Source organism: Paenibacillus sp. NPDC058177 (assembly GCF_042883835.1).
In the GTDB taxonomy this organism is placed as follows: Bacteria; Bacillota; Bacilli; order Paenibacillales; family Paenibacillaceae; genus Paenibacillus_AQ; species Paenibacillus_AQ agri.
On the sequence record NZ_JBHVVB010000001.1, the window covers coordinates 854,206 to 879,863 of the forward strand.

Sequence of the window (25,658 nt, forward strand, 5' to 3'; positions counted from 1 at the left end):
GGAATGAACAATGTCTATTTTTAAAAGATTACGCGATCTCACAATGTCCAATATTAATGCGATTATCGATAAGGCGGAAGATCCAATTAAGATGACGGATCAATACATCCGCGATATGACTGAGGATCTGGAGGATGCTGAGAAAGCAGTAGCTGCTCAAATCGCCATTGAGAAGAAATTTAAACAGCTCTACGAAGAGCAGGAAGCACTGGTCGACAAACGCAACCAGCAGGCTCACGCGGCCGCTCAAGCCGGGAATGTTGATCTTGCCCGCCGTGCACTTGAAGAGAAGAAAGCAGCGGAAGCTAAGCTTGTGGAGTACAAGGCTAGCTTTGATCAGAACAAAGCGTCAGCAGACAACCTGCGCGGTAAGCTGGATGAGATGCGCAAGCAGCTTGCTCAGATGAAGAACAAACGTGAGACGCTGGTAGCGCGTTACAACGCTGCTAAAGCGCAAACTGAAATCAACAAAGCTATGAGCGGATTCAGCTCTGACTCGGCCTCAGCAGGCCTCAAACGTATGGAAGAGAAGATGCTCCAAGCAGAAGCACAGGCGGAAGCGAGCAACGAAATGAGCTCCGGCAGCAAATCGCTGGATGACGAATTTGAGAAGCTTCACAAGGACCAGGCTGTGGAAGACGAGCTGGCTGCACTGCTTAAGCAATACGACAAGAAGTAAGGCAAGCAGAGCCGGAATAACAGCTTAATATTAATAGGCGAAGGGGAGACAGCGGGATCGTTTCTCCTTCGCTTTTATCTATGCAAGTACAGGATATGAAAATTAATTTAGCGGGGGCTGAAGGTAATGGATCTCCATATACTGGTGTCCATGGTGGTATGGACGGTATGCAGTGTTATTTTGCTGTTCGTGCTGATGTACGTGGATTCACTTTTTACCCGTTATAACGATATTGAAGAACTGAAAGCGGGCAACATGGCTGTCACGACCAGGCTCGTACTGAAGCTGCTGACCCAGGCATACATATTATCAACCTCGATCGCAACTTCAAACCGGCTCGGGGAAGCGCTGCTTGTATCAGTGGTTTCTTTTGCATTACTGCTGTTACTTGAGCGTACTGTGCGCCTGTTGTTTGCCGTTTGGGGCAAGCTGGATCTGGATCATGGGACGCAGCAGGGTAAAATCGGTTATGGCTTGCTTTCAGGTTCGCTGCATATCGTCGGGGCTTTAATAATTTCAGCTTTTTTGTAGGAAGGATTGATGGAGGTTGAGTATCTGGAAACGCATAGGCAATTTATTCTCCAAGCCGGAGCCTCCGGCAGTACCCAAGAGCATGCTAAGTCTTGCGCCCGGGGATATCTGTGAAGTCTCGCTGGTTACTTATGAGGTCACTGGGAGGACCCATAACCGAGGACGGAATGCAGTTGTGCTGACGCTACGTGATGGAAGCGAAATCGCCTATCTGCATATTGAGGAGCGGGAGCAGCTACAATATGGGTTGTATAAACCGATTGACGGACGGCTGGATAATCCTGCAGAGGTGCCTACAACACTGGAACTGGATGACCATGAGTATTTCCTAGAGGAAGAATACGAAGGTCATGTAGCAGTGGCGGGACAGACCCCATTCATGAATGGGGGAGAGCAGCATGTGTGGCAGTATCAGTCCGACGATTTCCGTCTATTGCGCATTGAATGGCAGAACGGACGGTTTATGCTGTATGAAGGTGAGAAAGTGATCCCGGGCGATGTTAGGGTAATCCGGGCTTCATAGGAGAGGGTGCCCATGAAAAGACAGTTAGCACGCTTGTTATCCTTAGTTATGGTACTGGGGTTGCTGGCCTCCGTGCTTGCCGCATGCGGCAGTGCTCCCGACCTCAAGGAGAACTATCCGCTGGAATCGGTGAACCAGGAAGGTCATTCCACCTCCTATGTCTACAGGGCAAGTGGCCAATCGGTCGAGGAAGTAGCAGATGAACTGGCGTCACAGAAGAAGCCTGATCAGATCTCATCCGCTAATTCGGAACATATGTTCCTGGTGTACGGCAAACAGTGGTATCATTTGCAACAAGATCCGAAAAAGCCGGAGGATACGCTGGTCGAAGTCGATTCAGAAGAGTATGTGCGTAGCAACTATAACTCCAGCTTTCTGGAAACGTATCTCGCTGCCAGGCTGATCGGCGATTTGTTCGGTTCGGGGGGCGGTTATGGCTCTTACAGGGGTTATGGAAGTAAGGATGAATATAAGCCTAAGCAAGGAACGTATCACAAGCCGACTGAGCAGGATAAGAAAATTGCGCCACCGATCACCGTAGAACGGAAGGGACAGCTCACCCGCAGGGGGAACAGTAAGAGTGTCACCGATCCGGGCAGTGTGACCGGAGGGAGCGGTAAGAGTGATAGCGGTACAAGCAAAGGCAGCATTTCCCGTAAAAAGGGCGGGTCCAGCATTTTCGATGCTCCGAAGCCCAAAATTAGCAAACCCAAAACCCGCTTTGGTACCGGTAAAATCGGCCGAAGGGGTAGGTAACATCCTAACTTTAAGCAGAGACGCGTCAGTAAGAGCGGCTCTGCTTTTTTAATGAGATGGGGTAGAAAAGGGATAACAGGTTGAAAAAAAGGACGCGTGAAGCGAAGATATTCTTCTTAAAAATGGATGTTAACTGAACTGAAAATGTGGTATTCTTGGATTGAGAACGTATGTTTGCATATGCTATTTTCCGCACTTCTGCTCTTTACTTTACACATTGGAGGATAACGGATGAGTTATTTTCAACTGGTAAGTGTAGCTCATGTATTTCTGGTTAAGGATCAGCAAATACTCTTAATGCGCCGTAGTAACACTGGTCATGAGGATGGAAGGTATGGCCCCCCGGGAGGAAAGCTTGACGGAGGCGAAGAAGTGAAAATGGCAGCTATACGGGAAGTCAGAGAAGAATGCGGCGTTGTGATTCAGCCGGATGATCTGGAGATGACTGGTGTTATGCACATCAAAGCTGCTAACGAGCGGGTGGATTTTTTCTTTATTACTGAGCGCTGGGTGGGAGAGATCCGAAATGCCGAGCCCAATAAATGTGATCATATGTGTTGGTTTCCCATGGATGATCTTCCTGACAACCTCATCCCTTTTATTGGACAAGCGCTGAAAGACCATAAGGATGGCCGCTGGTTCTCTAGTTATGGGTGGAATTAGTTGATTTTACCAGCGTTTTGATGTACCTTTTTTACATAACAGTCGTAATACTAAAGTAGCAAGGCAATTAATTTCACAGGAGGGAATCACGATGAAGGATGAGAAACAGACGATCACCTCTTTAAAAGATATTGGTAAATCAATGCTAAAAGGTGCGACTATCGGTTCGATCTGGGATTCAGACCTCACAGAAAAGAAAGTGAATGTAACGCCTGAGTTTACGACGAAACAAGTATATAATCATTTGCTTGGTAAGGAGAAGCTGTCTGATCAGGAGATAGAACGGCTCAAGCGGGCTACGAAATCTACTAGGTATCTATAACACGTGCTTTAACGATTAACGATAAATTACAATGAAAACGGATACAAACCTTCTTTGGAGGATGTATCCGTTTTTTTTACAGAAAAAGAACGAACGCTGAACGAACGGTGACGAAGAATAATGCTCCAACTTCGCTCTTTATTTACCAAATATCAACATATGAAAAATTCACAATAGAAAATTTGAAATTAACCACACAGCCGTATCCCCGACACGTCCATAAACCCCTCGTCACAAAAGCAGCGGCTCCAGCCCAGCTATTAGATAGGGCGGAGCCGCGGAGGGAGAGACAAATTAGGACTCCAGACGCCGCTCAATCGCTTCAGACATCGTTTTATCGGTCAGATGGGCGTAGACCTCTGTGGTCTCTGTAGAGGCGTGTCCAAGCTGCTCTTTGGTCTTATAGATATCATTCTGCAAATAATAGTCGGTTGCGAAAGAATGACGCAGTTTATGAACCGTCAGATAAGGCTTGCCAAAACGCTTGGCGTATTTGATGATCATCTCTTGCATGGCCCTCTTGGTCATCCGTTTGCCCTCCTGGCTACCGTTCGGAAGAGCGATGAAGAGCGCTTTTTCCCGTTTAGGAGTCTTATACCGCGAGGAGCGCAGGCCGAGATAATGGGTGAGATCATCTTTGGCTTGTTCCCGGAAATAGACCGGGGTTTTAAAGGTTTCATCATTGTGACCCTTGCGATATACATATAGCATTTTATTGTTCAGATCCAGATCGTCCACATTGAGATTGACGACCTCTGATACACGCAGACCGGAGTTGAGAATCAGACTGGCGATGCAGGCATCCCGTTCGCGATTGATTTGAAAAGAATAATACGCTTGCTTGTTACCCTCAACATCACGCCCGTACCCCTCATAAATGTAGCCGACGAACTCGAGAAGCTCTTCTTCCTCTAAAATTTTACCCTTCAATTTGGCCGCCGTATCCTTCGGCTTGTGAATACGTTTGATCTCCACTTTGGCCATGATATTGCGTTTGAGGAGGGGGTAGAAATTCTCATCTTCAGCAATCTGGCTCAGATAATGAAATAGAGAGCGAAGAGAGGAGAGCTTGCGGGAGACAGTGACCTTACTATTCGTACTCTCCGCACGAGTCGTGAGATGGAGCCGGTAGCCGATAATGCTGTCCATATGCAGCGTCTCCAGTTCTAGCAGTGTTATTCCGGTATTATTGTCGGCAAGGGACAAACCCTCTGCACGCAGCCAATTGAAAAAAGACTCATAATCCCGGATATACTCCAGCAGGGTGGAGGGAGAGAGGTCAGGCCGTTTATAATCGATAAACTGCTGCACGAACCAGGGCATGAGCGGCAGCTTCAGGTCTAGATGTTTGCGGTCGTTGGTCTTTTGAATGCTCATCAATATCACCTTCTTGTATGTATTCCATCGGGTTAACTTTACTCTATCTTAACATGTTTTTCCTGGCTTGGCCCGAAGTGCAGGGGGTTACAGGGGAGGGTACCTTGCTCCAAGGGAGACAAAGTTATATGATGGGTTATAAAAAAGCGACTTGCAGGGGTGAACCTCATGGAACTTGGAATTGAACTGGTTCCCAAGGAACGTAAACAACTGATCAGCAATCTGATGCAGCTCTACTTGTATGATTTTACACAGTATCTGGAGCTTGATGTGAATCGTGACGGCTTGTTTCCGACCTATCCGGGGCTTGAAGCCTATTGGAGCAGCGGGAACAACAAATTTGCCTACCAGATGACGGTGAACGGTGCTACAGCTGGCTTTGCGTTGGTGGACAGGCTGCTGCGCAGCACGGAAGGGCAGTTTTATATGACAGAATTTTTTGTGATGCAAAAATATCGCCGTACCGGGGTTGGTACCTGGGCTGCGCACAAGCTGTTTGACATGTTCCCAGGTGACTGGAAGGTGTCGCAGGTCCGTGCCAATATTCCGGCCCGTAATTTTTGGCACCGCGTGATCGGTAGCTATACCGATGGGGCTTTTCAGGAGCGCTTTAATCCGAGGCAAGGCAATCCCAGTCAATATTTCAGTACATTAAATATTAATACTATAAAGTAAATGGACAATTAAAAGCTTTACAGCACTAAGAAATCACTGTATCACACTCTACATCAACGTTAGTTTTTTGCCCCAATTTAATGATTTTCGTTATGGAGAAGTGAGGATTTTGAGCAAACAGGCGAAAAATAAACTTGTGTAAGCAAGCAGCAACACCGGTCTTTGAGACGCTCGCAAGCTACTATACTAGTATAAACTTGCTGTTCGTCACCAGTTGTATCCGTGCCCTCTTCAAACTTGTTCCATCTTTGGAACGACAGGGGAAGGACTTTCTGGCTCAGCACCGGTTTGCCCTTCTGTCCTCGCTGATGCATAAATAAGTGCATTTTTGTATGTATCTTAATTCTTTGGGGATATCGTCTTTTGAGGGATATGTAGGAAAATAAGGTACAATAATGCTCCTAATTCCCTTTTTCACGCTAAAATCATCAATATAAGGTACAAAAATGCCGCTATTTAAACACTGTGTAGACTTTGGAGAACTTTGGAAAAATAAATGTTACACGAAGGAAAACGACGGCATATCAACTATAGGAACTATAGCAACTATAGAAGAATGGCAAGTATAACAACTATAGCAGCACAGGCAATCGAGTGGAGGCATGGGCGTTCTGATTCCCTAAACTTGTGTGTCAGCCCCATATTGTGTGCGTCACTTCAGTTCTCGGTAAGTTCAGGATAAGTTCTAAATTTAGTTTCCAGGTTAATTACAAAAGAGATTGGATTTACGATATGAACTTTTTATTGTCCAGAAAATAAAGAGGGCATTGGACACAGTATGTTCTAGCTAACCACTATTGGAGTAAGCTGGTATATACTTGATCAGCCTGTTAAAAGCATTGTATACCTCTTTGGGTAAACGATGCTTTTTTGGTGGAAAGAGAAGGAGAGAGAAATATAGTTAACATAATAATAATTAAGTTAACTTGTGAACTTTTTATTAACAACTTTAACAATTAATTAAGGGCGTGAATAACGAATAAGCAACTAATTAATCAAGTGAACTAACTGAACTAACGAAAAACAACAAAACAATCAAACAACCCAATGAACCAACCACCGAATCCACTAATCAGTAAAAAAACAACACAAAATTCTGCGATTTCAATATATGAAAAATTCACATTAGTAAAATCAAAAAAAACCCTTCACTTAGCTACTCTGACATAAATACATACGCCTATCATTTTCTATCAACAAAACCATGGAAAAAGGTAACCAAGACCCATCTTCACTTAGAACTCAAGTTTTTCGTGGCGCGGAAGGTAGGCGGAGCAGTATAAAGTTTTACTCAAAGTTGATCTACAGCATGTTCAAGCACTCGGGAATCTAGAGATCATAAGCGTGGTTGAAGAGGGGGAACAACAGCTGCTTACCGTGAATATGTACGACTATGAGTCCGCTTGTAACACAGCACTGAAGCTAATGAGCTACGCTAAAATCGTTGAGCCTGCAGTTCTTAGGGAGTTTGTCAAAGAACGAATCCCCACTATGTTCAGACAGTATACATAATAGTTTACGGAAATAATATTATGTTAACTAACATGATTTGAACAATAAGAATTCCTATTGTTACCTTTCGAATACTTTCGAATGATTTCAAATGCTTACAAATACGTCCAAACATTTAGTCTTATAAAGATTAATTCCATCCATTACCCTCAGCATTAATCGTTCTTAGAATTACATTGCACTTCACGCTCCCCCTATACGCTAAAATAAAGACCCGGCTAAGAGATATCGTCTCTTTACCGGGTCTTGTCCGTTTTTTGAACATGCAATTAAGCTATATCCATGTGCTCCCTCGCCTGCACAGCATCTCGCTCTCTGGCCGCAAGCTTTTTCTTAGCGATGAGCAGGAAGGGGATGCCGAGAGCTATGATTAATCCCAGCGGGAGAAAGACGGCAGGGCCGTTCTGCATGCCGAACTCATCCAACAGAAGACCACCTATAACCGGGGCTATAACGTTTCCCAAGTTGTTAAACCCGATAACGCCAAAGTAGGTGCCTTTCAATTCAGGTTTAGAGATCCGGTCGATCAGCATATCCATCATCGAGGCGAGCAGTACTTCACCGATTGTAAATAGCACAACACTAAAGCTCATCAAGCCAATGCCTCCAGCTAAGCCGAAGAGCATCATACTGCACGCAAGAAGAGCATTCCCCAGGATCAATGGGACCAGGGGCGAGAATCTGCGGGCGATCCGCACAACAGGATATTGCATAACCAATACGGTTACTGCGTTCAGCGATAGCATATATGAGAACAGCTGCTTGCCATTAGAGAAGTGCGTGTTCATGGTTAGATACTGCGCTAGCGTGGAATCAAAAAGTCCATAAGCCATGATGCAAAAGATCGTACCAATGAGTACCGACACGAATACGCCATCCTTCCCTGTCGTGGTTAAGGCTTCCCGAAGACGTGGTGTCGTGACATCGTTGTGAACAGGCAGAGCTGAGCGGTGCAAAGTGAACTGGAGAAAGATGACCAGTCCATAGACAATGTAGACGATCCCGGCAACGATAAAAGGGAATTTGGATTGTACTGAGCCGAGCTGCAGCCCGATAATCGGTCCGAATACAACACCCAGATTGATCGCAGCGTATCTCAGATTAAAGACAAGCAGTTTGTGTTTAGCCGGAGTAACATCTGATAACAGTGCGCGCGAGCTGGGTTCAAAGACTGCGCGACAGATTCCGTTAAGCATATTAACGAGAAAGAAGACCCATAGTTCTTGTGCTGCCGCGAAGCCAAAAAAGACGCCCGCCCAGCTAAAGACGGAAATCAGCATGATGACCTTCCGGCCGATTTTATCAGAAATGTAGCCGCCGTAGAAACTGATCAGAATTCCTGCAAGTGAGCTGACGGCAACCGTAATGCCAGTCTGTGTAGGGGTGGCGCCGAGCACTTGGACTAGATAAATGGATAGAAAGGGAATACTCATGGAAGTGACTAGACGACCGAACATTGTGCCCACAATGATGGTCCAGGCTAAGGGATGAATTTGCTGCAAATGCTGTTTCATAGCTGTTTCTCCTAATTCGCTGTGAATTTTCTGTATCTTTCATAAATGTTTATTTATAATTGTACAGACTAAAGGGGGAAGTAAAAGTGTAAGATATTCTTTCATCTTTTCACCTTTTCCGGAAAATAGGGAGGCCGTTATGTACAATCAGGCTATATTGCATTATTTGAATATGGCAGAATCCTTGAATCCTGCTTTTCGGCTACATGAGCCGCTTCCTGTAAGTATCGAAGAACTTAGTGAGATCCTCTGCTGCACCTCCCGTAATGTGAAATTCATCCTCCGGAAGCTTGAAGAGAAGGGAATGATTCATTGGCAGGCGGGCAGAGGGAGGGGCAACATGTCCCAGCTTACCTTCCTGCAGAGTAAAGAGGAGATAATGGAGAACAGCTTTCAGGAATTACTTCGTAAGGGGAAAATAAAAGAAGCTACCGTGTTGCTGGGCAATGCCACCGGAAATGAACCGTTCAAGATTCGTCTGCTGAACGAACTTAACAAACATCTTGGTTTTCAGCATGAACCGGAGTCCACTTCGGGACAGGATGTGCTGCGGATGGTTCGAAATAGGGCCTTGGATAAGTTGGACCCTGCATTTGTCTATTCTGCGTTTGAATCCTATTTGCTAAGCCAAATTTGCAGCACGTTAGTGATCTATGAAACGGCTAACAATCGCTTTTTGCCGGGCTTGGCGCATATGTGGGAGAGCAACGAGGATCATACACACTGGGTCTTTTATCTTCGTAAAGGGGTCCGTTTTCATCATGGGCGGATCATGACCGCCAAAGATATTATCGCGTCGCTAGAACGTTTGCGAAATTTGCATAGTCCCTCGCTTTGGTTTTATAACGATATTATTAGTGCCTAGATGCAAGGAGAATATTGTGTTCATTTTCATTTGAGCCGGCCGAATTTGTTTATTTTGCATTTGTTCAGCAATATTCATATGTCCATTGTGCCTTATGACGTGGATTTCAGTACAGCATTTGTCGGCTCCGGACCGTACCGGGTCAAGGAACTGAATGAGAATGTTCTTGTGCTGGAGGCATTTGACCAATATTATGGTCTGCGTGCGCTGCTCGACCGGGTAGAAATCTGGTTTTTGCTCCATGACGTTGCGCCTGAACGGCAATATGAGCTGCCGGATCAGCTGCTGAAGGAGCGGGAAAACCGTCATGACTGCAATAACCGAATTGATTATCCTGCGCTAGGCTGCCGATATATTCTGTTCAACTTTCGTAAGAAAGGCATACATCATCAGCTTAAGTTTCGGCAAGCCTTGCGGCTGATTTATGACCGGACAGCTGTAATCAAGGAGCTTGGAGGCAGTCGATTGACCCCGGCAGACAGCTTATTGCCCTGGAATAGCAGAGAGAGGAATTGGGAGAATACAACCGATTCAGCAGAGCAGATCAAAGAGCTGCTGCGGGCTTGCGGGTATGATGGAGAGCCAATTACTGTTGCTTTTATATCTAAAAAAGAAGAAAGCGAAGAAGCGCAGTGGCTGCAGCATCGTTGTGCCGCGGTGGGAATAACGCTTAAGTTTCACCCGCTTGAGAAACATAATGCCGAAGAGGTTACAAATCATGCGGAATTGATATTGGGTGAAGAGATCCTGGAAGAGGATTGGCAGTGGGGAATGATTACCTACTTTAAGAACGAGTCCAATTTCTTGCGCATACTTCTGCTCAAGAGCCAGCTTGATGTTATCGACCGGAGCTTGGAGGATTTTGCGCAGCAGAATGAAGTTGATAGGGCCAGGCTGCTGAATCAAGCAGAGAGTATACTTCGTGATAATTTCTGGGTGCTCTACGGATGCCATCTCAACAAGAGAGCCCTGTTCGATCAAAGTTTATATGGATTACACACCAGTACCTTTGGTTTTCTGGATCTCTCGAAGCTTTGGATTAAAACGCCGCCTCAGGGTGCCACTCCAATTCCGGATAATGATCGCATGATTGATTCATAAAGCTCTTCTGACTGTTTGAGAGGGTATGCAGGTATAGCCAACTCTGTTATACTCACGAAGGAGGCTGTATCGACCAGGTCGAATGGTGCTCCTTAGTAATTGCAGTATTTGAATAGCTCTTCACGCGAAGCCATGGAGGTGAACTCGTTGGATTTTGCTCTGATCCGCAAGGACCGAGACAAAAGAACGGTCAAAACTTGACTCTTTTTTTTGCCGATCGGACCTGTTTAGCAGATTTGCTAAGAGGTCTTTTTATTTATCCCAATAAGGTTATAGAGAGGATTGAATTTTGATGACAAACATGCGTTTTCTGGTTGTAGGTGCAGGTGCAATTGGCGGTTACTTCGGTGGTCGTCTTGTTCAAAAAGGAGAAGATGTTACGTTTCTCGTTCGCCCGTCCAAGCAGTGTCAATTAGCAGATCACGGGCTGCAGGTTAAAAGTGTTCATGGGGATTTTCATACCCCGATCCGTACGATTACATATGGAGATCAGGCGGAGCCATTTGATTGCATCCTCCTGTCAGTTAAAGCCTACCATCTGCCGGACCTACTGAGTGATCTTGCCCCTTACGTGGGAGAACATACATTAATTCTTCCGCTCCTTAACGGTTACGACCATTTCAGTGCGTTAAGCAACCATTTTGGCCGTGAGAAAGTGCTTGGCGGTCTTTGTTATATTGAATCGACGCTAGATGAGGAAGGGACAATCATTCAGAGCAGTCCGTTTCACCGTATTGTATTTGGAGAATGGACAGGCGGGGTATCAGAGCGGTCTCAGCAGCTGTTTAGTCACCTGGATGGTGCGGGATTCACAGTCGTTCTATCCGAGGATATTCAGCGTGTAGTCTGGCAGAAATATGTATTCATCGCAAGCTTTAGCGGCATAACTACATTCATGGAGTCTCCAGTGGGGCCGATTCTTCAAACACCTGAAGCCATGTCGGTATACTCGCTGCTGCTCAAGGAAATTGTCACCATTGCCCGTAGTGCCGGAATGTCGGTAGATCCAGATCTGGAGTCCACCACCTTGCAAACTATGATTTCCATGCAGCCATCAATGATGTCATCGATGCAGCGGGATATGCAGAAGAGGCTTCCGATCGAAGCCGATCATCTGCATGGTTTCCTTCTGGCATTGGCGGCTCCAGATCAAGGCGATTACCCTATTCTGCAAACGGTATATGCCCGGTTAAAGGTATACGAGAGAAATGTTTTTCCTCCAGCAGAGAAGGAATAAGGATGGTAACCAAACCGAGTTGGGGGTTGTAGCAATTCTCTTCTAACTCCTCTAAAATAAGAATAGTACATTTTAAAATAGTTACTGGAGTTGACTACGCATGGGACAAGTATCACAAAAAATTGCCACATTTCTAATGTTCGAAGGACAGGCCGAAGAGGCGATGAATTTCTATATCTCCTTGTTTGAAAACTCTGAAATCATCAGCATCAAGCGTTATGGGCCCAATGAGTCCGGTGCTGAAGGAAGCGTAGTACAGGCCTCCTTCTCGTTGAACGGTCAAGTCTATATGTGTATCGACAGCCATGTCAAGCATGCTTTTACCTTCACACCTGCGATCTCCCTGTTCGTCACCTGTGATTCCGAAGAAGAGATTGACCGGATCTTTGCCGAGCTGTCGGAAGGTGGGCAAATCCTAATGCCACTAGGCGCGTACCCATTCAGTCAAAAATTCGGCTGGACCGCCGACCGGTTCGGGGTATCTTGGCAGTTAAGTCTTCCACATCCACAGTAAGCGCAAAAGAGCTGTTGTACTCTTTTCTGCCTCATAGAAATAATGAACACCTCCAATGCATAGCATTTGGGGGTATTTTTATACGTCCAGCTTCGACTACAAGGTCATGGTAATTTCGTGTAGAATGAAAGTCTCTGCACTGTAATGTGGACAAAAGGGCGCGTTATGGATTGTTAAAGGCTATAAGGGGGTTAGAACATCTTGAGTTGGACAGAAACGCATCAACCCAATGTAAGACCATGGATCGCTCAATGGGAGTCGACTACATTGTTGTCAGAGAAATGGATGACTGCTGGTGAAATTAATTATTGTACATCCCATACATTAATCGTGATCACAGATGGCCAAGCGGTTTGGAATATTAACGGGCAGCATGTTCATGTAGCCTTTGGTCATTTCATCGCCATTGAAGAGAACTCTTTCGTTGAGGTATTAGAGGGCGGAAACCTGGATTTAGCAGGCTGGCATATCCAATTTCATACTTGGTCCATTCTGAAAGCAGAAGGAACAGTAGTGAAAGCAGATTGGCATGTACCGTTAGGAAATACATACCAGATTGTGCAGCTGACCGGTGGTTTTTTAACGAGCATAAGTGATTCTTTAAATACACAGCAGTCTATGGGAGCATCTGAGCAGCTTGTAGAGCATCAGGCTTTTTTATATGGATTATTGAAAAGCTTATATCTTAAACCAACGAGTGATCAGCACACAACAGAAGAAGGAATTCTGCGTTCGATTGCTTATATGCAGGAGCATTATCATGAGACGATTACCCGCGAAGAACTAGCACAGATCGCAGGTGTCAGTCAGTGGCATTATTCTCGCAAATTTGGTGAATTGTGTGGCAAGCCTCCTTTAGACTACCTGGCAAATTACAGAATCCATCGTGCCCAGGAAGAGTTGCTATTAACGTCAGTCAGTTCACAAGATATTGCCAAAAAGATAGGATTTGAAGATGTACATTATTTCAGCCGTCGCTTCAAACAATTTGCAGGCATGTCACCAAGGAATTATGTTCAGCATTTGGGCGAGCGGAAGGTATTATCAATCTCAGCACTCTGTGCCGAGGTTCTAATCTCATTAGGGATCATTCCCCAGGCTGTAATGGTAACACCTTTACTAATACCTCAGCATCAACAAGAGCTATTTGAAAAGCATGGGGTAAAACTGCTGGAAGTTCCCCAATATGAGACTAATATAGAATTCATTCAGCAAGAGCAGCCTGAGATCATTATGGGGCATTTCATAACAGAAGATATTAAGAAGAAGTTGCGCGGGGTCGCTCCAATCCTAACCGGTCTGACCAATGATGTAGAAATCCTGCTCCAACAGTTTGGTGCTTGGTTTCATAAACAAGAAGAAGCTAACGCTCTTCAGGTACAAATGGACAACAAAGTAAATGCTGCAAGGCAACAATTAAGCTCAATCATTGAATCTGGGGCCACAGTAATGGTCTTGCGAGTAGAACCGTTCGGCTATCGATATTTGGGCGGCAACTCCAGTGGCGTGTCACAGCTGCTGTATCAGAGATTAGGGCTGGCGCTTCCCGAGTCTCTAATGGCAGGAGAGGGTTGGTTTAACCCTTGTACAATCGATCAATTATCTGCAGCCGATCCGGCTTATTTATTTGTGGAGAAACGTATGATGGAGTATTTTAATGCAGACGAAAATATGGAGAAACTAAGAGAAGGCCAGCAGTGGAGGGATTTAAGGGCGGTAAAGGACGGTCATGTTTTCTACATTGATACAAGTCTGTGGGTGGATGGCTGTGGAGTCATTGGCCAGAACATAATTATTGATCAAGTGGTTAGCAGTTTGAAAAATCATTAGCAGGGTGTAGCACAATAATCCATTTGAAATCGCACCATTCGCTATGGAAGGAAGGCTCTTTATTTGATAATCTTTGATAATGATAATGATAATTATTATCAATAAATAAAGGGGCGAGTACATAATGGCAGGAAGATTGTCCAAGTTGCTTGGAACAGCGCTAATGGTTGTTGTTTTAGCTGCATGTTCCAACGAATCCAGTAAGAAAGAAGAGGTGTCTGCGGAAACGCCGGCAAATCATAGCGAAACAAGGGTTGTAACTGATATTTTTGGTGAGGTGACGATTCCGGCCCATCCCAAGAACCTGCTTGTCACAAGCTCAAGCTATGCAGAGGATCTAATTGAGATGGGTATAACTCCACAGTTAGCCGTAGTTGTTCCTGAGATTGAGCCTGATTACCGAACCCCCTATTTAGAAAAACACGGGGTAAAAACGATCTCGCAAGCGCAATATGAATATAACTTTGAGCAGTTGCTGAGCTTATCACCGGATATGATTCTTACGTCAGGGGAAGGTATAGAAACCAAAGTGTATGATGAGTTGTCAAAAATTGCACCCACCGTTGCTATAAAGGCAGGTGTCGGGGTACATGAGGCCATGAAAGAGCTGGGAGTGCTTTTCGATAAAGAAGCCGAAGTAGACAAAGTATTAACCGCTTTAGACCAGAAAGCGAGTGAGGCTAAAGATAAAATTCATCAAGCGATTGGCGATAAAACGGTACTTGTACTTCGAGTTGAGCCTACCCGGTACCGCTATTTAGGGCCAAAGGCGGATGATGATGTCAGTAGATTTTTTTATCAGACGCTTGGGCTGAAAAGTCCCGAAGTCACTAAGGATTCAGACGTATGGTTCACACAGTTTTCATTAGAAATTTTACCGGAAATCAAACCGGATTATATTTTCCTAGAAACAAGAAGTATGGTGGACTACGATAGCACACAATCCTTAGGGGAATTAGAAGACAATCCTCTGTGGAAAGGCCTGAGTGCAGTTAAAAATAATCAAGTATTCCCATTGCGCACCAATGATTATATTCAAGCTAAGGGTCCGATCGGAACAGGTATGTTAATTGACTATATTGTAGAAAAGCTGGTGCCTTAATGAGTACACACGAAATGGATGTATATGATGTTACGATTATCGGCGGTGGTCCGGCAGGAATGTATGCGGCTTTCTACAGCGGGATGAGAGCCATGCGTACCAAAATTATCGAAGCCAAAACGGAATTGGGCGGCTTCATGCGGACCTATCCCGAAAAGCTCGTGTGGGATGTTGGCGGAGTCGATCCGATACCTTGTGAACAATTAATTGATTCTTTAGAAAGACAAGCCAGAACCTTTGACCCAACGATTATTTTTGGCCAAGAAATCGCACATCTGGAACGACTTGCTGATAATACCCTTGTAATCACAGCGAAATCGGGGGAACGTCATTACTCACGTACACTAATATTATGTGCTGGTCGGGGCATGACCCAAGTTCAAAAGCTGGATGTTGAAGGTGCAAACCGTTATGAATTAACGAATCTTCACTATACGATTACGGATTTGTCGAGATTTAAAGATAAGCGTGTTCTTATTTCTGGCGGAGGGGATTCTGCCGTTGACTGGGCCAACGAGATTGTAAAATGGACTAAGCATGTCACCGTTGCCCACAGACGGGATCAATTCACGGCACACGAACTCCCTGTTGCAGAAATGAAGGCCAGTGCGACGGTGATGACACCTTATAGTATTTCTCGCTTACATGGAGTAGGGGATAAAATAGAAAAGGTTGCCCTCCAACATGCAGAGACTGGTGCAATTGAACACCTTGATGTCGATGAAGTGGTAGTGAGTCATGGGTTTGATCGTGATTTTGGCGAATTATTGAATTGGGGCTTAGCCAAGGAAGATTACGGGATGACTGTTGATCCACGGATGCGAACCAGTATCCCGGGGATATTCGGGGCCGGTGATTGTATCACTTACGGCAGCAAGGTCCGCTTGATCGCAGGTGCCTTTAATGATGCGGTCTTAGCGGTGAACAGCGCAAAACTATACATGGAACCGACAGCCTCAGATATGGCCGGTGTTTCGTCTCATAACGCCCGTTTCTTTGAGAAGAATAAGACTATTCTCCAAAACTATTAAAAAGATAACACAGCAATTGTAAGAGATACGTCTCATGCAATTGCTGTGTTTTGTTAATTTGATATCCTTTCTTGACTGATCGATCCGAAATGAGTATGATAATGATGTGATCAAAGGAGGAGGGCTTCATTATTATTTTATTTATTTTAGACTGAATAGTCTGATAAGCGATTTTGCGTTTATATTTTTTGAACATATCGGACTAAATGGTCTGAAAAAGGAGATGCATTCTAGATGAAAAATCAGCGAAAAATCCTCATAACAGGCGGAAGAGGGAAGACAGGGACAAAAATTGCAGAGCGGCTGGAACAACAGGGATATTCTTATACGACTACTCTTAGAAACGCTCAGTTGATTACAAACCCGGAAAATGAAGTCCATTTCGACTGGTACGACAGTTCCACATTTCTCCCGGCATTGAAAGATATTGAACGCGTTTATTTGGTTGCACCAATAGGCGACCCTGAACCTGTTAAAGTCATGAAACCATTTATTGAGTTGGCACTGGAAAAGGGCGTTCGTCGATTTGTGCTACTTAGCAGTGCATCCATTTCAGAGAACGGACCCGTCTTTGGTCCGGTTCATCAATTGTTGAAGGAGCTGGCTCCGGAGTGGACAGTTCTCAGACCATCCTATTTCATGCAGAATTTCACCGAAAGTCAGCACGCAGCGACCATTTCGAATCAGAATCTGATTATAAGCGCTGCAGGACAAGGGAAGATTGGTTTTGTTACCGCGGAAGATATCGCCGAAGTTGCGGTAAGAGCACTTATTGATGGTCATGCCCATAATACGGAGCATATGATTACCGGACCGGATTCTCTCTCATATGATGAGGTCAGTCAAATCATAAGCTATGTAACGGGAAGAATTATAAAGCATACATCTATCGAAGATCATGAACTCACCCGTAGCTGGTTAGCGTTAGGACTAGGCAAGGAGTATGCAGCGTTCATGACCGCACTTGATCGCAGAATTCGTGAGGAGGGGACAGAGGATTTAACCACCGATTCGGTATTAAAGGTCACCGGCAAAGCGCCTGTATCTTTTATGGATTTTGCCAAAAAACATGCTAGCGTTTGGACGAGGGAATGAATTTGAATAAATAATAAAAGTCGCTAATTTAGCGGCTTTTTTCTTTGTTTTCATATCTGAGGTGATGTTTTCACCTGAGTCTTTAAGGTACCACGTTTCCGCGTTCTCCCTTAGTTTTCGTGATGTCAATCTTCAAACTTACAATTTTAATTCTCTTTACAGGGGCGTTTCTGTCTGCTAGAATTACCAAATCCGATTGTGAACCTATAAAACTAATTAGGTTTACAATTAAATAAACAACGGATGGTGATAATCTTTGATAACGGATTACAAACGTCTTGCTGCTATGAACAAGGATCACTTATGGCATCCTTTTACGCAAATGAAAGATTACGATAACTCTGATCCACTCATTATTGAACGCGGCGAAGGCATCATGCTCTATGACGTCCAAGGACGTGCTTATTATGACGGTTTCTCATCCGTTTGGCTCAACGTACATGGACACAACGTGGCGGAGCTAAATCAGGCAATCACGGAACAATTGGGGCGAGTCGCTCATTCTACCCTTCTCGGCATGGCCAATGTACCAGCAATCGAGCTTGCAGAAAAGTTGGTGGAGATCACTCCGGAAGGATTAAACAAAGTGTTTTACTCAGATTCAGGCGCAACCGGTGTCGAGATCGCGATCAAAATGGCTTTTCAATACTGGCATAACAAGGGAGTACGGGGTAAAACGAAGTTTATCACGATGAATCAGGCGTACCACGGAGATACAGTTGGAGCAGTGAGTGTCGGGGCGATCCCTCTGTACCATGATGTGTTTCGCCCGATGCTGTTTCCTTCCCACGTCATTCCATATCCCTACGCTTATCGTCATGAGGGCGGTGAGACGAAGGCAATGGAAGATACACTGACCGCACTGCGTCATTTGCTCGAGACTCGGGCGGATGAGATTGCGGCGCTCATCGTGGAGCCGATCGTGCAAGGAGCTAGTGGCATCATAGTCATGCCACCAGGCTGTTTAAGCCAAATGGCTAATCTGTGCCGGAAGTATGGCGTGCTGCTCATCGCTGACGAAGTGGCGACTGGTTTCGGCCGGACAGGGGCTATGTTCGCTTGTGATCTCGAAGATGTTTCACCTGATTTGCTGGTGATCGGGAAAGGGTTGACTGGTGGTTATTTGCCTGTGGCAGCGACGCTTGCGACTGACGAAGTATACGAAGCATTTTATGCTGATTACCAAGAGCAGAAAACATTTTTCCACGGTCATTCCTTCACGGGCAATCCCCTCGGATGTGCTGTCGCTTTGGCCAGTTTGAAGCTGTTTGAAGAGCGCAATATGATCGAGGAAGTGAGAACAAAGGCATCATTTGTTGAACAAAAGCTGGCAGTACTCAAGGATTATCCGCACGTCGGCGAAATCCGGCAAAAGGGACTAATGATCGGAATCGAGCTCGTACGCGATAAAAGATCACGTGAGCCGTACGATTGGGCAGAGCGAGTTGGCGTTCGGACAAGCTTGCGGGCCAGAGAACTCGGAATGCTAACAAGACCGCTCGGCAATGTGATCGTCTTCATCCCTCCGCTTGTCAGTAGTGAGGCTGAACTTGGTGCCATGATAGATATTTTGGCAGAATCCATATCTCAAGTCACTGAAGGTGGTCTGGTTACATGAACAAAGCGAACAATGAAACGCTACGTGGATTATTTGTGACAGGTACAGACACCGGCATCGGGAAGACGGTTATAACAGCTGCCATTACAGCTACGCTCCGAGCCGAAGGGTTGAATGCCGGTGTTTGGAAGCCGATTCAGTCGGGTGCACCTCTTGGAAGCGGACTTACCGATGCTGAACGGCTGCTGAAAAGCACGGGAATTAATGAACGGCCCGAAGCAGTCGCACCCTTTACCTTTGAAGCTCCACTTACACCCATGCTCGCCGCCAGACAAGCTGGGGTAAATCTTACTCTACAAGAGATTATCGCTGCAGGTCTACCGCTGACTAAACGTTTCGAGGCATTACTCATCGAAGGCGCAGGAGGCGTCGCTGTCCCGCTAACCGATGACGCTCTCATAGTGGACTTAATCTCGGAGCTTCGGGTACCTGCATTAATTGTAGCCCGTTCTGGTCTAGGAACAATTAATCATACACTTCTGACTGCTTCATTTCTTCGGGATCGTGGGGTTCCAATTGTGGGTGTCATATTGAATGTCGGGGAGTCAACGGAACCCTATGATGATCCAAGTGTGGCTACGAATGCACAACTCATCGAACAATACAGCGGTCTAAAGGTTCTCGGTCGCTTTCCCCGTTTAACCGATGAAGCAACATCAGAGACGTTGATACATAACGTACGCAGAACCATACAACTCGCGCCTATCAAAGAGGCATTTGCAGTTCAGACCATAGGAGGATGATTGATATGAATACAATTGCAGCGGAGATGGATTGGCTAGCGCTTGCCCAAAAAGCATTGAACGGAGAATGTTTAACGTTAGAGGAAGGGCTTGCTGTGCTGGACGCCGACAATGATGAGGTGCTATTGCTCATGCAGGCTGCGTTTAAGGTGAGAAAACATTTTTACGGTAAAAAAGTGAAGCTGAACATGATCATCAACGCCAAAAGCGGCCTTTGCCCTGAGGACTGTGGCTACTGCTCGCAATCGATTGTTTCGACAGCCCCGGTTAAAAAATACACCTTGCTTGATAAAGACACGTTGGTTTCAGGCGCACGTGAAGCGCTGGCACGCAAAGCCGGAACCTATTGTATTGTAGCGTCCGGGAAAGGCCCGACAGACAAGGAGTTGGATCAAGTGGTGGATGCGGTTAGAGAAATCCGTAACACAATGCCACTGAAAATTTGCGCATGTCTGGGGATTCTCAAGGACGATCAAGCCGAACGTCTTGCTGAAGCTGGCGTACATCGCTACAACCACAATTTAAACACGAGTAAGGCGAACTACCCCTCCATCACGACGACCCATACCTATGATCAACGTGTTGAAACCGTGGAGAAGGTAAAGACTCACGGTATGTCTCCCTGCTCTGGTGTAATTATCGGCATGGGAGAGACCAATCAAGAAATTGTTGAAATGGCATATGCGCTCCGCGAATTGGATGCGGATTCGATTCCTATCAATTTCCTGAACTCGATACCAGGAACACCTCTGGAACATGCGGGCCGCACACCGTCAATGAAAGCGTTGAAGGTACTGGCGCTATTTCGTTTCATTTGTCCTTCTAAAGAAATCCGCGTGGCAGGCGGCCGAGAAGTCAACCTCCGTACGCTGCAGCCTTTATCTCTGTTCGCCGCAAACTCACTCTTTGTAGGTGATTATTTAACGACAGCAGGCCAAGAAGTTACGGCTGATCATCAAATCATTGAGGATTTGGGCTTTGAGATTGAATTAAATGCCCTTTAAGGCGGTGTCAACCATGATCTGGATGGAAAATGAGCTTAAATTAATGGCTGATGCTTCGTTGGAGCGCTCCTTGCACATAAGTAGCCCAGTATCCGGATCTCCTGGTTATACGTTGCGCGGAGAGCAAGTGCTACTCAACCTGTCCTCCAATGACTATCTTGGACTCTCCCAGCATCCTGCCATACTTGAAGTGATGCGGGAGGCACTGCTCACGGAAGGAGCTGGCTCAGGTGCTTCACGCCATGTGACAGGTAACCGGGCGTCTTATAGTCGTTTGGAAGAAGCGCTGGCCGATTGGCAAAACTGCGAAGCAGCACTGGTTCTTGCTAATGGCTATATGGCGAATTCAGGTGTTATTAGTGCACTTGTAGGCCGGGGAGATGTTGTTTTTAGCGATCAGTTGAACCATGCAAGCATTGTGGACGGTATTGTATTGAGCCGAGCGGAGCATGCCCGGTACCGTCATAATGATATGGAGCATTTGCGCACGCTATTGGACAAGTATCGTGATAAACGGCGGAAGCTGATCGTTACAGATGCTGTTTTCTCCATGGATGGCGATCAGGCGCCATTGCGTGAACTTGCTGCGCTCAAACGCGAGTACGGAGCAATGCTAATGATGGATGAGGCACATAGCGGGGGGATCTACGGAGGGCGCGGCGAGGGGTTAAGCCATGAACTTGGGTTGCAGGATGATGTGGATATACACATGGGAACATTCAGCAAATCCTTCGGTGTCTATGGTGCTTATATTTGTGGCAGCCGCATGTTAATTCGCTGGCTTGTGAACAAGGCTAGACCACTTATCTATTCAACTGCGTTGCCTCCTTCTATCGTAGCTGGTATTACAAAAGCATTAGTTTTGGTACAAGAGGAACACTGGCGTCGAGAAAGGCTTTGTGCGGCAAGCAGGTTATTTCGGTCCTTGCTTTGTGACGCCGGGTTTAACATCGGTGCCGGCGACTCTCCAATTGTACCTTTAATCGTCGGCGATAACGATCTGGCTTTACGCTTCAGCAGAGCTCTAGAAGAAGAGGGGATTCTAGCGGTTGCCATTCGTCCACCTACTGTGCCTGATGGCACAGCGCGCATTCGTTTTTCCTTGTCAGCCGTTCACAGTGATAAGGAGCTGACCCATGCAGCCGTACGCATCCACAACATCGGACTTCGACTAGGGGTGTTGAGGTCATGATTGGTTTGGATGATATTTCAATGGAGGCTCAGCCAAAGACAAGTGGCAGTGGCACTATATTATGGTTGTGCGGATGGGGGATGCCGGATACGGTTTTCGACCGGACTCGTGAGTTACTTCCGGATTTCCATCATGTCTCTGTAGATTACAGTGATGCTGATTCTCCAGAGGAAATGCTACTTCTGACTGAAATAGCAGTGAAAAATATTCTGTATTCAAATGGAGATGCTTCTAGGACAAGGGTTGTCCACGGTCCGCTGTTGATCGGAGGATGGTCTCTCGGAGGTTTACTGGCACTACGACTAGCGATCAAAGGGTTCGCTGATGGTCTTGTGTTGTTCGGGGCAACTGCTCGATTTACTAGATCGAAAGAGGAGTCTGATCTCGGTTGGGCGGATATATATGTTAGGAAGATGATTGCAGGGCTTGCACAGAACCGACAAGATGTTGAAGCAAAGTTCCGACAGCTCATATTTACTGAAGCAGAATGGGAGGCCGCTCTTGGCATAAGCCTTCCACCAATTGGTAGCTGGACAACCTCAGCGCTAATCGCAGGTCTTCAAATCTTGCGAAGCGAGGAATGTCTGCCTCAATTAAAAAGCATCACTTGTCCGGTATTTCTTGTGCACGGGACGGAGGATCGTATTTGTCCTTACGGCGCTGCATCGGAGCTGATGGCCCAGTTACCAAAAGCAAACTTACTCACGATACCTGCCAGCGGGCATGCCCCGTTCCTGGGGAGGGAAGGCCAAATAGCTAATGAACTGAGGAGATGGTGGCATGAGCAGCAGGATAAGTGATATTCGACGTCAATTTAACCGTAATGCAAATTCGTATGACACTCACGCTCATGTTCAGCGTTTGATGTCAGATCGACTTGCAAAATCTTTTTTAGGGATGAAGACCAAAAGTAACATCTCCGGGCCCAACATTCTTGAGATCGGCTGCGGCACGGGGACGCTGACCGAGATTCTAGTTTCTGAATGGCCCAGTGCGAATATTACTGCCCTTGATATTGCGCCTGCGATGATCAAATTAGCTGAACAACGTGTCCTATCAGATGAAGCGAACTTTAATGGCATCAGGAAAAAGCCCTCAGACCGTTTACGCTTTCTTCAAGCTGATGTTGAAATGTGGGCGTTAGATGCTAAGGCAGCCTCGTTTGATCTCATCGTCTCCAACGCCTGCTTTCAATGGCTGAGCAATCCTAGGCAAACACTTGGTCACCTTCAGCGGATGCTTCGTCCTGGAGGTTCGCTGATATTCACGACATTCGGGCCAGACACATTCTGCGAGATGCATGAAGCTTTTAATGAAGCTTATCGAGCCAATGGATTGGAACCGCAGCGACACGGGCTGAGGTTTCTATCAACCGGTGAATGGAACAGCATACTTAAGGAATCAGGATTTTCAAGTATCCAATTGGAACGCTCGATTCAAACGGAAAAGTATGCTTCAGCAAGAGACTTTCTTCACTCGGTAAAATCGATGGGAGCCAGCACTTCTGAGGCTGTTAATGTGCGTGGTCTTAGTTCGAGACGGCTGTTCGCCAACATGTATAAGGAATACGAGGAGAAGTTCAGCATAGAGGGAGGTGTTACTGCCAGTTATGATCTTCTATTGATCCAAGCATCGGCGGAGGGGTAGATAAGCTCTATAACTAATAATAGTAGCCCAATAACGGCAGCGGGGTCTGGAACATTGTATTTCATGTTCCAGACCCCGCTGCTTTTTTTAAGAGCTTTTGATCCCTTTTTAAGAGCATTCGTAAAATTTCTCATACTGAAATCGGCAATCGTTAGAGGTTCTTGTCCTCCGACAGGATGTAGTTATTTGAGGCTAAATAAGGGCAAAAAGGCTCTAAAATAACTGCGTATAACACAAATTATACGCAGTTTTGATTTAGATCGATTAAATATCAATAAGAAGGGCAAGTGTAGGTGCAAAAATGAAGGGAATTACGGCTAAAATGAGCGACTAATAGACCAAAACCACGGCTCCGAGAGAAAGGCCAGCAGAAGTACCCATCAGCAATAATCTTTCTCCTCTTTGAACTCGTTTTTGTTTGATGCACTCATGCAGGGCCATAGGGATTGAGGCTGCAATTACATTGCCGTGTGTGGAAATGATATTCATAAATTTCTCTTCTTTATAATTTAGCTTCTGTCTCATGATCCGCATGGCCAAGCCACTAGCTTGATGTGGTATAACCATATGTATGTCTTGCTTGCTGATAGACGTCTGATCGAAAAGTCGCTTCATGAAGTTATGAATGACTTTGGAGGAAAGTTTAAAGACGGCTCGACCATTCATATTAAATAAATAATCATCCAAATTATCTCCATTATATTCTGTTGATGGAATACGGGTTCCGCCTCCGCGAATCTCGGTATAAGAGGCGCCCTCTACATAGGTTTCAGTTAATGAGGTTAAGAGTTCAGAAGATTCATGCTCTTCGCTTCGACTTATGATAGCTGCTGCTGCTCCATCGCCAAAGAGAATGCAGCTTTCTTTTTGTTTCCAGTTTAATCCTGGCGATGCAATTTCACTGGATACAATCAGCACATTTTTATACTTCCTCTCATGTACGAGAAATGAAACTACGTCCAGCGCAGTTACGAAGCTTAAGCATGTTGAATTAATGTCAAAGCAGGGGATATTGGAATTGCCCATGTCGAGTTTAATTTTGATGAGTGCAGCTGTGCAAGGGATAGGTTGTTCATAAGTGCCGCTTGCAGATACAATGCAGTCTATATCCTCCAGTTCCAAACCGGCATCCTTAATCGCTTCTCTGGCGGCATTTGCACCCATTTCCGATGTGGATTCAGTATCCACGTAATGACGATAAGCTACGCCTGACTTTTGTTCTGTCCAGCCTTCAGGTAAACCTAACTTGCGATCAATCTCTTCTGAAAGTACTTTTCTTTTAGGTAAATATTTTCCGGTACCCATGATTTTGATCTTTCTACTATTCATTTTTTACCTCCCGATAATAATTAATAGAATAATATGTAATTTCATGGTGTAAATTGGATTAAATTTAACACAGAATAAAATAATTGTAATATATATTAAATAAAAACAATAAATACCTTTTTGATATTGACAATAGCACAAAATGGAAATAAAATAACAATAAATCATCCCGACCGATCGGGCGGTCGGTCGATTACAAGTTTAACCTAAGGAGTGAGAACCCATAGATAACTCTTTTGCTAAAATACTAGAAGTATCCAATATGCTTTTTAAAAGTAAGGGTTATAAAGGAACTTCGGTAAGAGAGATTGCTGAACATTCCGGATTGGCGAAAGCGACAATCTATCACTACTTTCCAGACAAAGAAGCTATTGTGCAACAGCTGTTGGTAGAAACTATCTTTAAATTTCACGAAGTTGCACAATCTATAAGCGAAATAGCCGATCCTAGAGCGAGACTAACTGTCGGCGCTGAAATAACCATTTCTTTTTTGTATGAGTCATCTTCAGTAATACAGTTGGTGCGGCAGGAATTACCGGCACTTTGGAATAAGAATAAGCCGGAATTACTACCAATCTATGAACGCTACCTATCACTCTTATCTCAAGCAATTGATCAGGGAATAGAAGAAGGTATATTTAGAGCAATAAACTCACAAGAGGCTGCAATAGTTCTGCTAAACCTTATACAAGGAACATATGCCTCGATTCGATTAGTCGGACTTGGTGAGAAACAAACGTATAGTACGGCGGGAATCCTGGATATTTTTTTCAATGGAATTGTAAAGTGATCTAACGT

24 protein-coding genes and 1 pseudogene are annotated in these 25,658 nt (G+C 45.4%); 22 read left to right on the top strand and 3 right to left on the bottom strand.

Translation table 11 applies throughout. The features are described from left to right. The first annotated feature begins 10 nt into the window (after window positions 1-10). The 6 genes from ACFVU8_RS04040 to ACFVU8_RS04065 all read left to right on the top strand — a co-directional run bounded on the left by ACFVU8_RS04040 (window position 11) and on the right by ACFVU8_RS04065 (window position 3,474). Window positions 11-679, top strand: coding sequence for a PspA/IM30 family protein (locus tag ACFVU8_RS04040; protein WP_175373178.1), 669 nt, complete (start codon window positions 11-13; stop codon window positions 677-679). Between the two features lie 126 nt (window positions 680-805). After that, entirely contained in the window at window positions 806-1,210 is a 405-nt protein-coding gene (locus ACFVU8_RS04045) for a DUF350 domain-containing protein (RefSeq protein ID WP_175373177.1), read from the top strand. Window positions 1,211-1,226: 16 nt separating this feature from the next. Beyond that, the gene (locus ACFVU8_RS04050; RefSeq protein WP_066361470.1) at window positions 1,227-1,733 is read left to right on the top strand and encodes a DUF4178 domain-containing protein; all 507 of its coding nucleotides are present in this window, start codon (window positions 1,227-1,229) and stop codon (window positions 1,731-1,733) included. A 12-nt stretch (window positions 1,734-1,745) separates the two neighbouring features. Then, on the top strand, window positions 1,746-2,489 hold the full coding sequence (locus tag ACFVU8_RS04055) for a DUF4247 domain-containing protein (protein ID WP_387425929.1): 744 nt from the start codon (window positions 1,746-1,748) through the stop codon (window positions 2,487-2,489). 231 nt (window positions 2,490-2,720) lie between these two features. Further along, window positions 2,721-3,152, top strand: coding sequence for an NUDIX hydrolase (locus ACFVU8_RS04060; RefSeq protein ID WP_387425930.1), 432 nt, complete (start codon window positions 2,721-2,723; stop codon window positions 3,150-3,152). A 91-nt stretch (window positions 3,153-3,243) separates the two neighbouring features. Continuing rightward, complete coding sequence (locus ACFVU8_RS04065) at window positions 3,244-3,474, top strand: hypothetical protein (RefSeq protein WP_379464048.1); 231 nt, start codon at window positions 3,244-3,246, stop codon at window positions 3,472-3,474. A gap of 294 nt (window positions 3,475-3,768) precedes the next feature. Here ACFVU8_RS04065 and xerS read toward each other — a convergent pair whose 3' ends face one another. Further along, entirely contained in the window at window positions 3,769-4,851 is a 1,083-nt protein-coding gene (xerS, locus tag ACFVU8_RS04070) for a tyrosine recombinase XerS (RefSeq protein ID WP_379464046.1), read from the bottom strand. A gap of 168 nt (window positions 4,852-5,019) precedes the next feature. On the opposite strand from xerS, the gene ACFVU8_RS04075 reads away from it, so the two are divergent. Together ACFVU8_RS04075 and ACFVU8_RS04080 are read left to right on the top strand one after the other, a co-directional pair. Beyond that, complete coding sequence (locus ACFVU8_RS04075; RefSeq protein WP_379464044.1) at window positions 5,020-5,526, top strand: GNAT family N-acetyltransferase; 507 nt, start codon at window positions 5,020-5,022, stop codon at window positions 5,524-5,526. A gap of 134 nt (window positions 5,527-5,660) precedes the next feature. Next, entirely contained in the window at window positions 5,661-5,846 is a 186-nt protein-coding gene (locus tag ACFVU8_RS04080) for a hypothetical protein (protein ID WP_387425931.1), read from the top strand. A gap of 1,461 nt (window positions 5,847-7,307) precedes the next feature. Here ACFVU8_RS04080 and ACFVU8_RS04085 read toward each other — a convergent pair. Further along, on the bottom strand, window positions 7,308-8,552 hold the full coding sequence (locus ACFVU8_RS04085; protein WP_387425932.1) for an MDR family MFS transporter: 1,245 nt from the start codon (window positions 8,550-8,552) through the stop codon (window positions 7,308-7,310). A 172-nt stretch (window positions 8,553-8,724) separates the two neighbouring features. On the opposite strand from ACFVU8_RS04085, the pseudogene ACFVU8_RS04090 reads away from it, so the two are divergent. The 13 genes and pseudogenes from ACFVU8_RS04090 to bioC all read left to right on the top strand — a co-directional run bounded on the left by ACFVU8_RS04090 (window position 8,725) and on the right by bioC (window position 23,531). After that, a pseudogene (locus ACFVU8_RS04090) lies at window positions 8,725-10,518 on the top strand (ABC transporter substrate-binding protein). A gap of 301 nt (window positions 10,519-10,819) precedes the next feature. After that, a complete protein-coding gene (locus ACFVU8_RS04095) occupies window positions 10,820-11,755 on the top strand; it encodes a ketopantoate reductase family protein (protein WP_387427190.1) in 936 nt (311 codons plus the stop codon). A 100-nt stretch (window positions 11,756-11,855) separates the two neighbouring features. Continuing rightward, window positions 11,856-12,269: a VOC family protein gene (locus ACFVU8_RS04100; RefSeq protein ID WP_379464038.1), complete on the top strand. Its 414-nt coding sequence runs from the start codon at window positions 11,856-11,858 to the stop codon at window positions 12,267-12,269. 201 nt (window positions 12,270-12,470) lie between these two features. Next, window positions 12,471-14,099: a helix-turn-helix domain-containing protein gene (locus ACFVU8_RS04105; RefSeq protein ID WP_387425933.1), complete on the top strand. Its 1,629-nt coding sequence runs from the start codon at window positions 12,471-12,473 to the stop codon at window positions 14,097-14,099. A gap of 124 nt (window positions 14,100-14,223) precedes the next feature. Continuing rightward, entirely contained in the window at window positions 14,224-15,201 is a 978-nt protein-coding gene (locus ACFVU8_RS04110; protein ID WP_387425934.1) for an ABC transporter substrate-binding protein, read from the top strand. Further along, window positions 15,201-16,232: an NAD(P)/FAD-dependent oxidoreductase gene (locus tag ACFVU8_RS04115; protein WP_387425935.1), complete on the top strand. Its 1,032-nt coding sequence runs from the start codon at window positions 15,201-15,203 to the stop codon at window positions 16,230-16,232. Before ACFVU8_RS04110 ends, ACFVU8_RS04115 begins: the two co-directional genes overlap by 1 nt. A 234-nt stretch (window positions 16,233-16,466) precedes the next feature. After that, on the top strand, window positions 16,467-17,327 hold the full coding sequence (locus tag ACFVU8_RS04120) for an ergot alkaloid biosynthesis protein (RefSeq protein ID WP_387425936.1): 861 nt from the start codon (window positions 16,467-16,469) through the stop codon (window positions 17,325-17,327). 286 nt (window positions 17,328-17,613) lie between these two features. Then, complete coding sequence (gene bioA, locus ACFVU8_RS04125) at window positions 17,614-18,945, top strand: adenosylmethionine--8-amino-7-oxononanoate transaminase (protein WP_387427192.1); 1,332 nt, start codon at window positions 17,614-17,616, stop codon at window positions 18,943-18,945. Beyond that, on the top strand, window positions 18,942-19,688 hold the full coding sequence (gene bioD, locus ACFVU8_RS04130) for a dethiobiotin synthase (protein WP_387425937.1): 747 nt from the start codon (window positions 18,942-18,944) through the stop codon (window positions 19,686-19,688). Before bioA ends, bioD begins: the two co-directional genes overlap by 4 nt. A 5-nt stretch (window positions 19,689-19,693) precedes the next feature. Continuing rightward, the gene (gene bioB, locus ACFVU8_RS04135) at window positions 19,694-20,692 is read left to right on the top strand and encodes a biotin synthase BioB (protein ID WP_387425938.1); all 999 of its coding nucleotides are present in this window, start codon (window positions 19,694-19,696) and stop codon (window positions 20,690-20,692) included. A 13-nt stretch (window positions 20,693-20,705) separates the two neighbouring features. Next, complete coding sequence (bioF, locus tag ACFVU8_RS04140; protein WP_387425939.1) at window positions 20,706-21,884, top strand: 8-amino-7-oxononanoate synthase; 1,179 nt, start codon at window positions 20,706-20,708, stop codon at window positions 21,882-21,884. Beyond that, entirely contained in the window at window positions 21,881-22,684 is an 804-nt protein-coding gene (locus tag ACFVU8_RS04145; protein ID WP_387425940.1) for an alpha/beta hydrolase, read from the top strand. The genes bioF and ACFVU8_RS04145 overlap by 4 nt, the downstream gene beginning before the upstream one ends. Then, a complete protein-coding gene (gene bioC / locus ACFVU8_RS04150; RefSeq protein WP_387425941.1) occupies window positions 22,665-23,531 on the top strand; it encodes a malonyl-ACP O-methyltransferase BioC in 867 nt (288 codons plus the stop codon). Before ACFVU8_RS04145 ends, bioC begins: the two co-directional genes overlap by 20 nt. A gap of 330 nt (window positions 23,532-23,861) precedes the next feature. On the opposite strand, the gene ACFVU8_RS04155 is transcribed toward bioC, so the two are convergent. After that, on the bottom strand, window positions 23,862-24,860 hold the full coding sequence (locus ACFVU8_RS04155; RefSeq protein ID WP_175370181.1) for a beta-ketoacyl-ACP synthase III: 999 nt from the start codon (window positions 24,858-24,860) through the stop codon (window positions 23,862-23,864). Window positions 24,861-25,104: 244 nt separating this feature from the next. Here ACFVU8_RS04155 and ACFVU8_RS04160 point away from each other — a divergent pair, with 244 nt between their 5' ends. After that, window positions 25,105-25,650, top strand: a complete 546-nt coding sequence (locus tag ACFVU8_RS04160) for a TetR/AcrR family transcriptional regulator (protein ID WP_387427193.1) — start codon at window positions 25,105-25,107, stop codon at window positions 25,648-25,650. Window positions 25,651-25,658 lie beyond the last annotated feature (8 nt).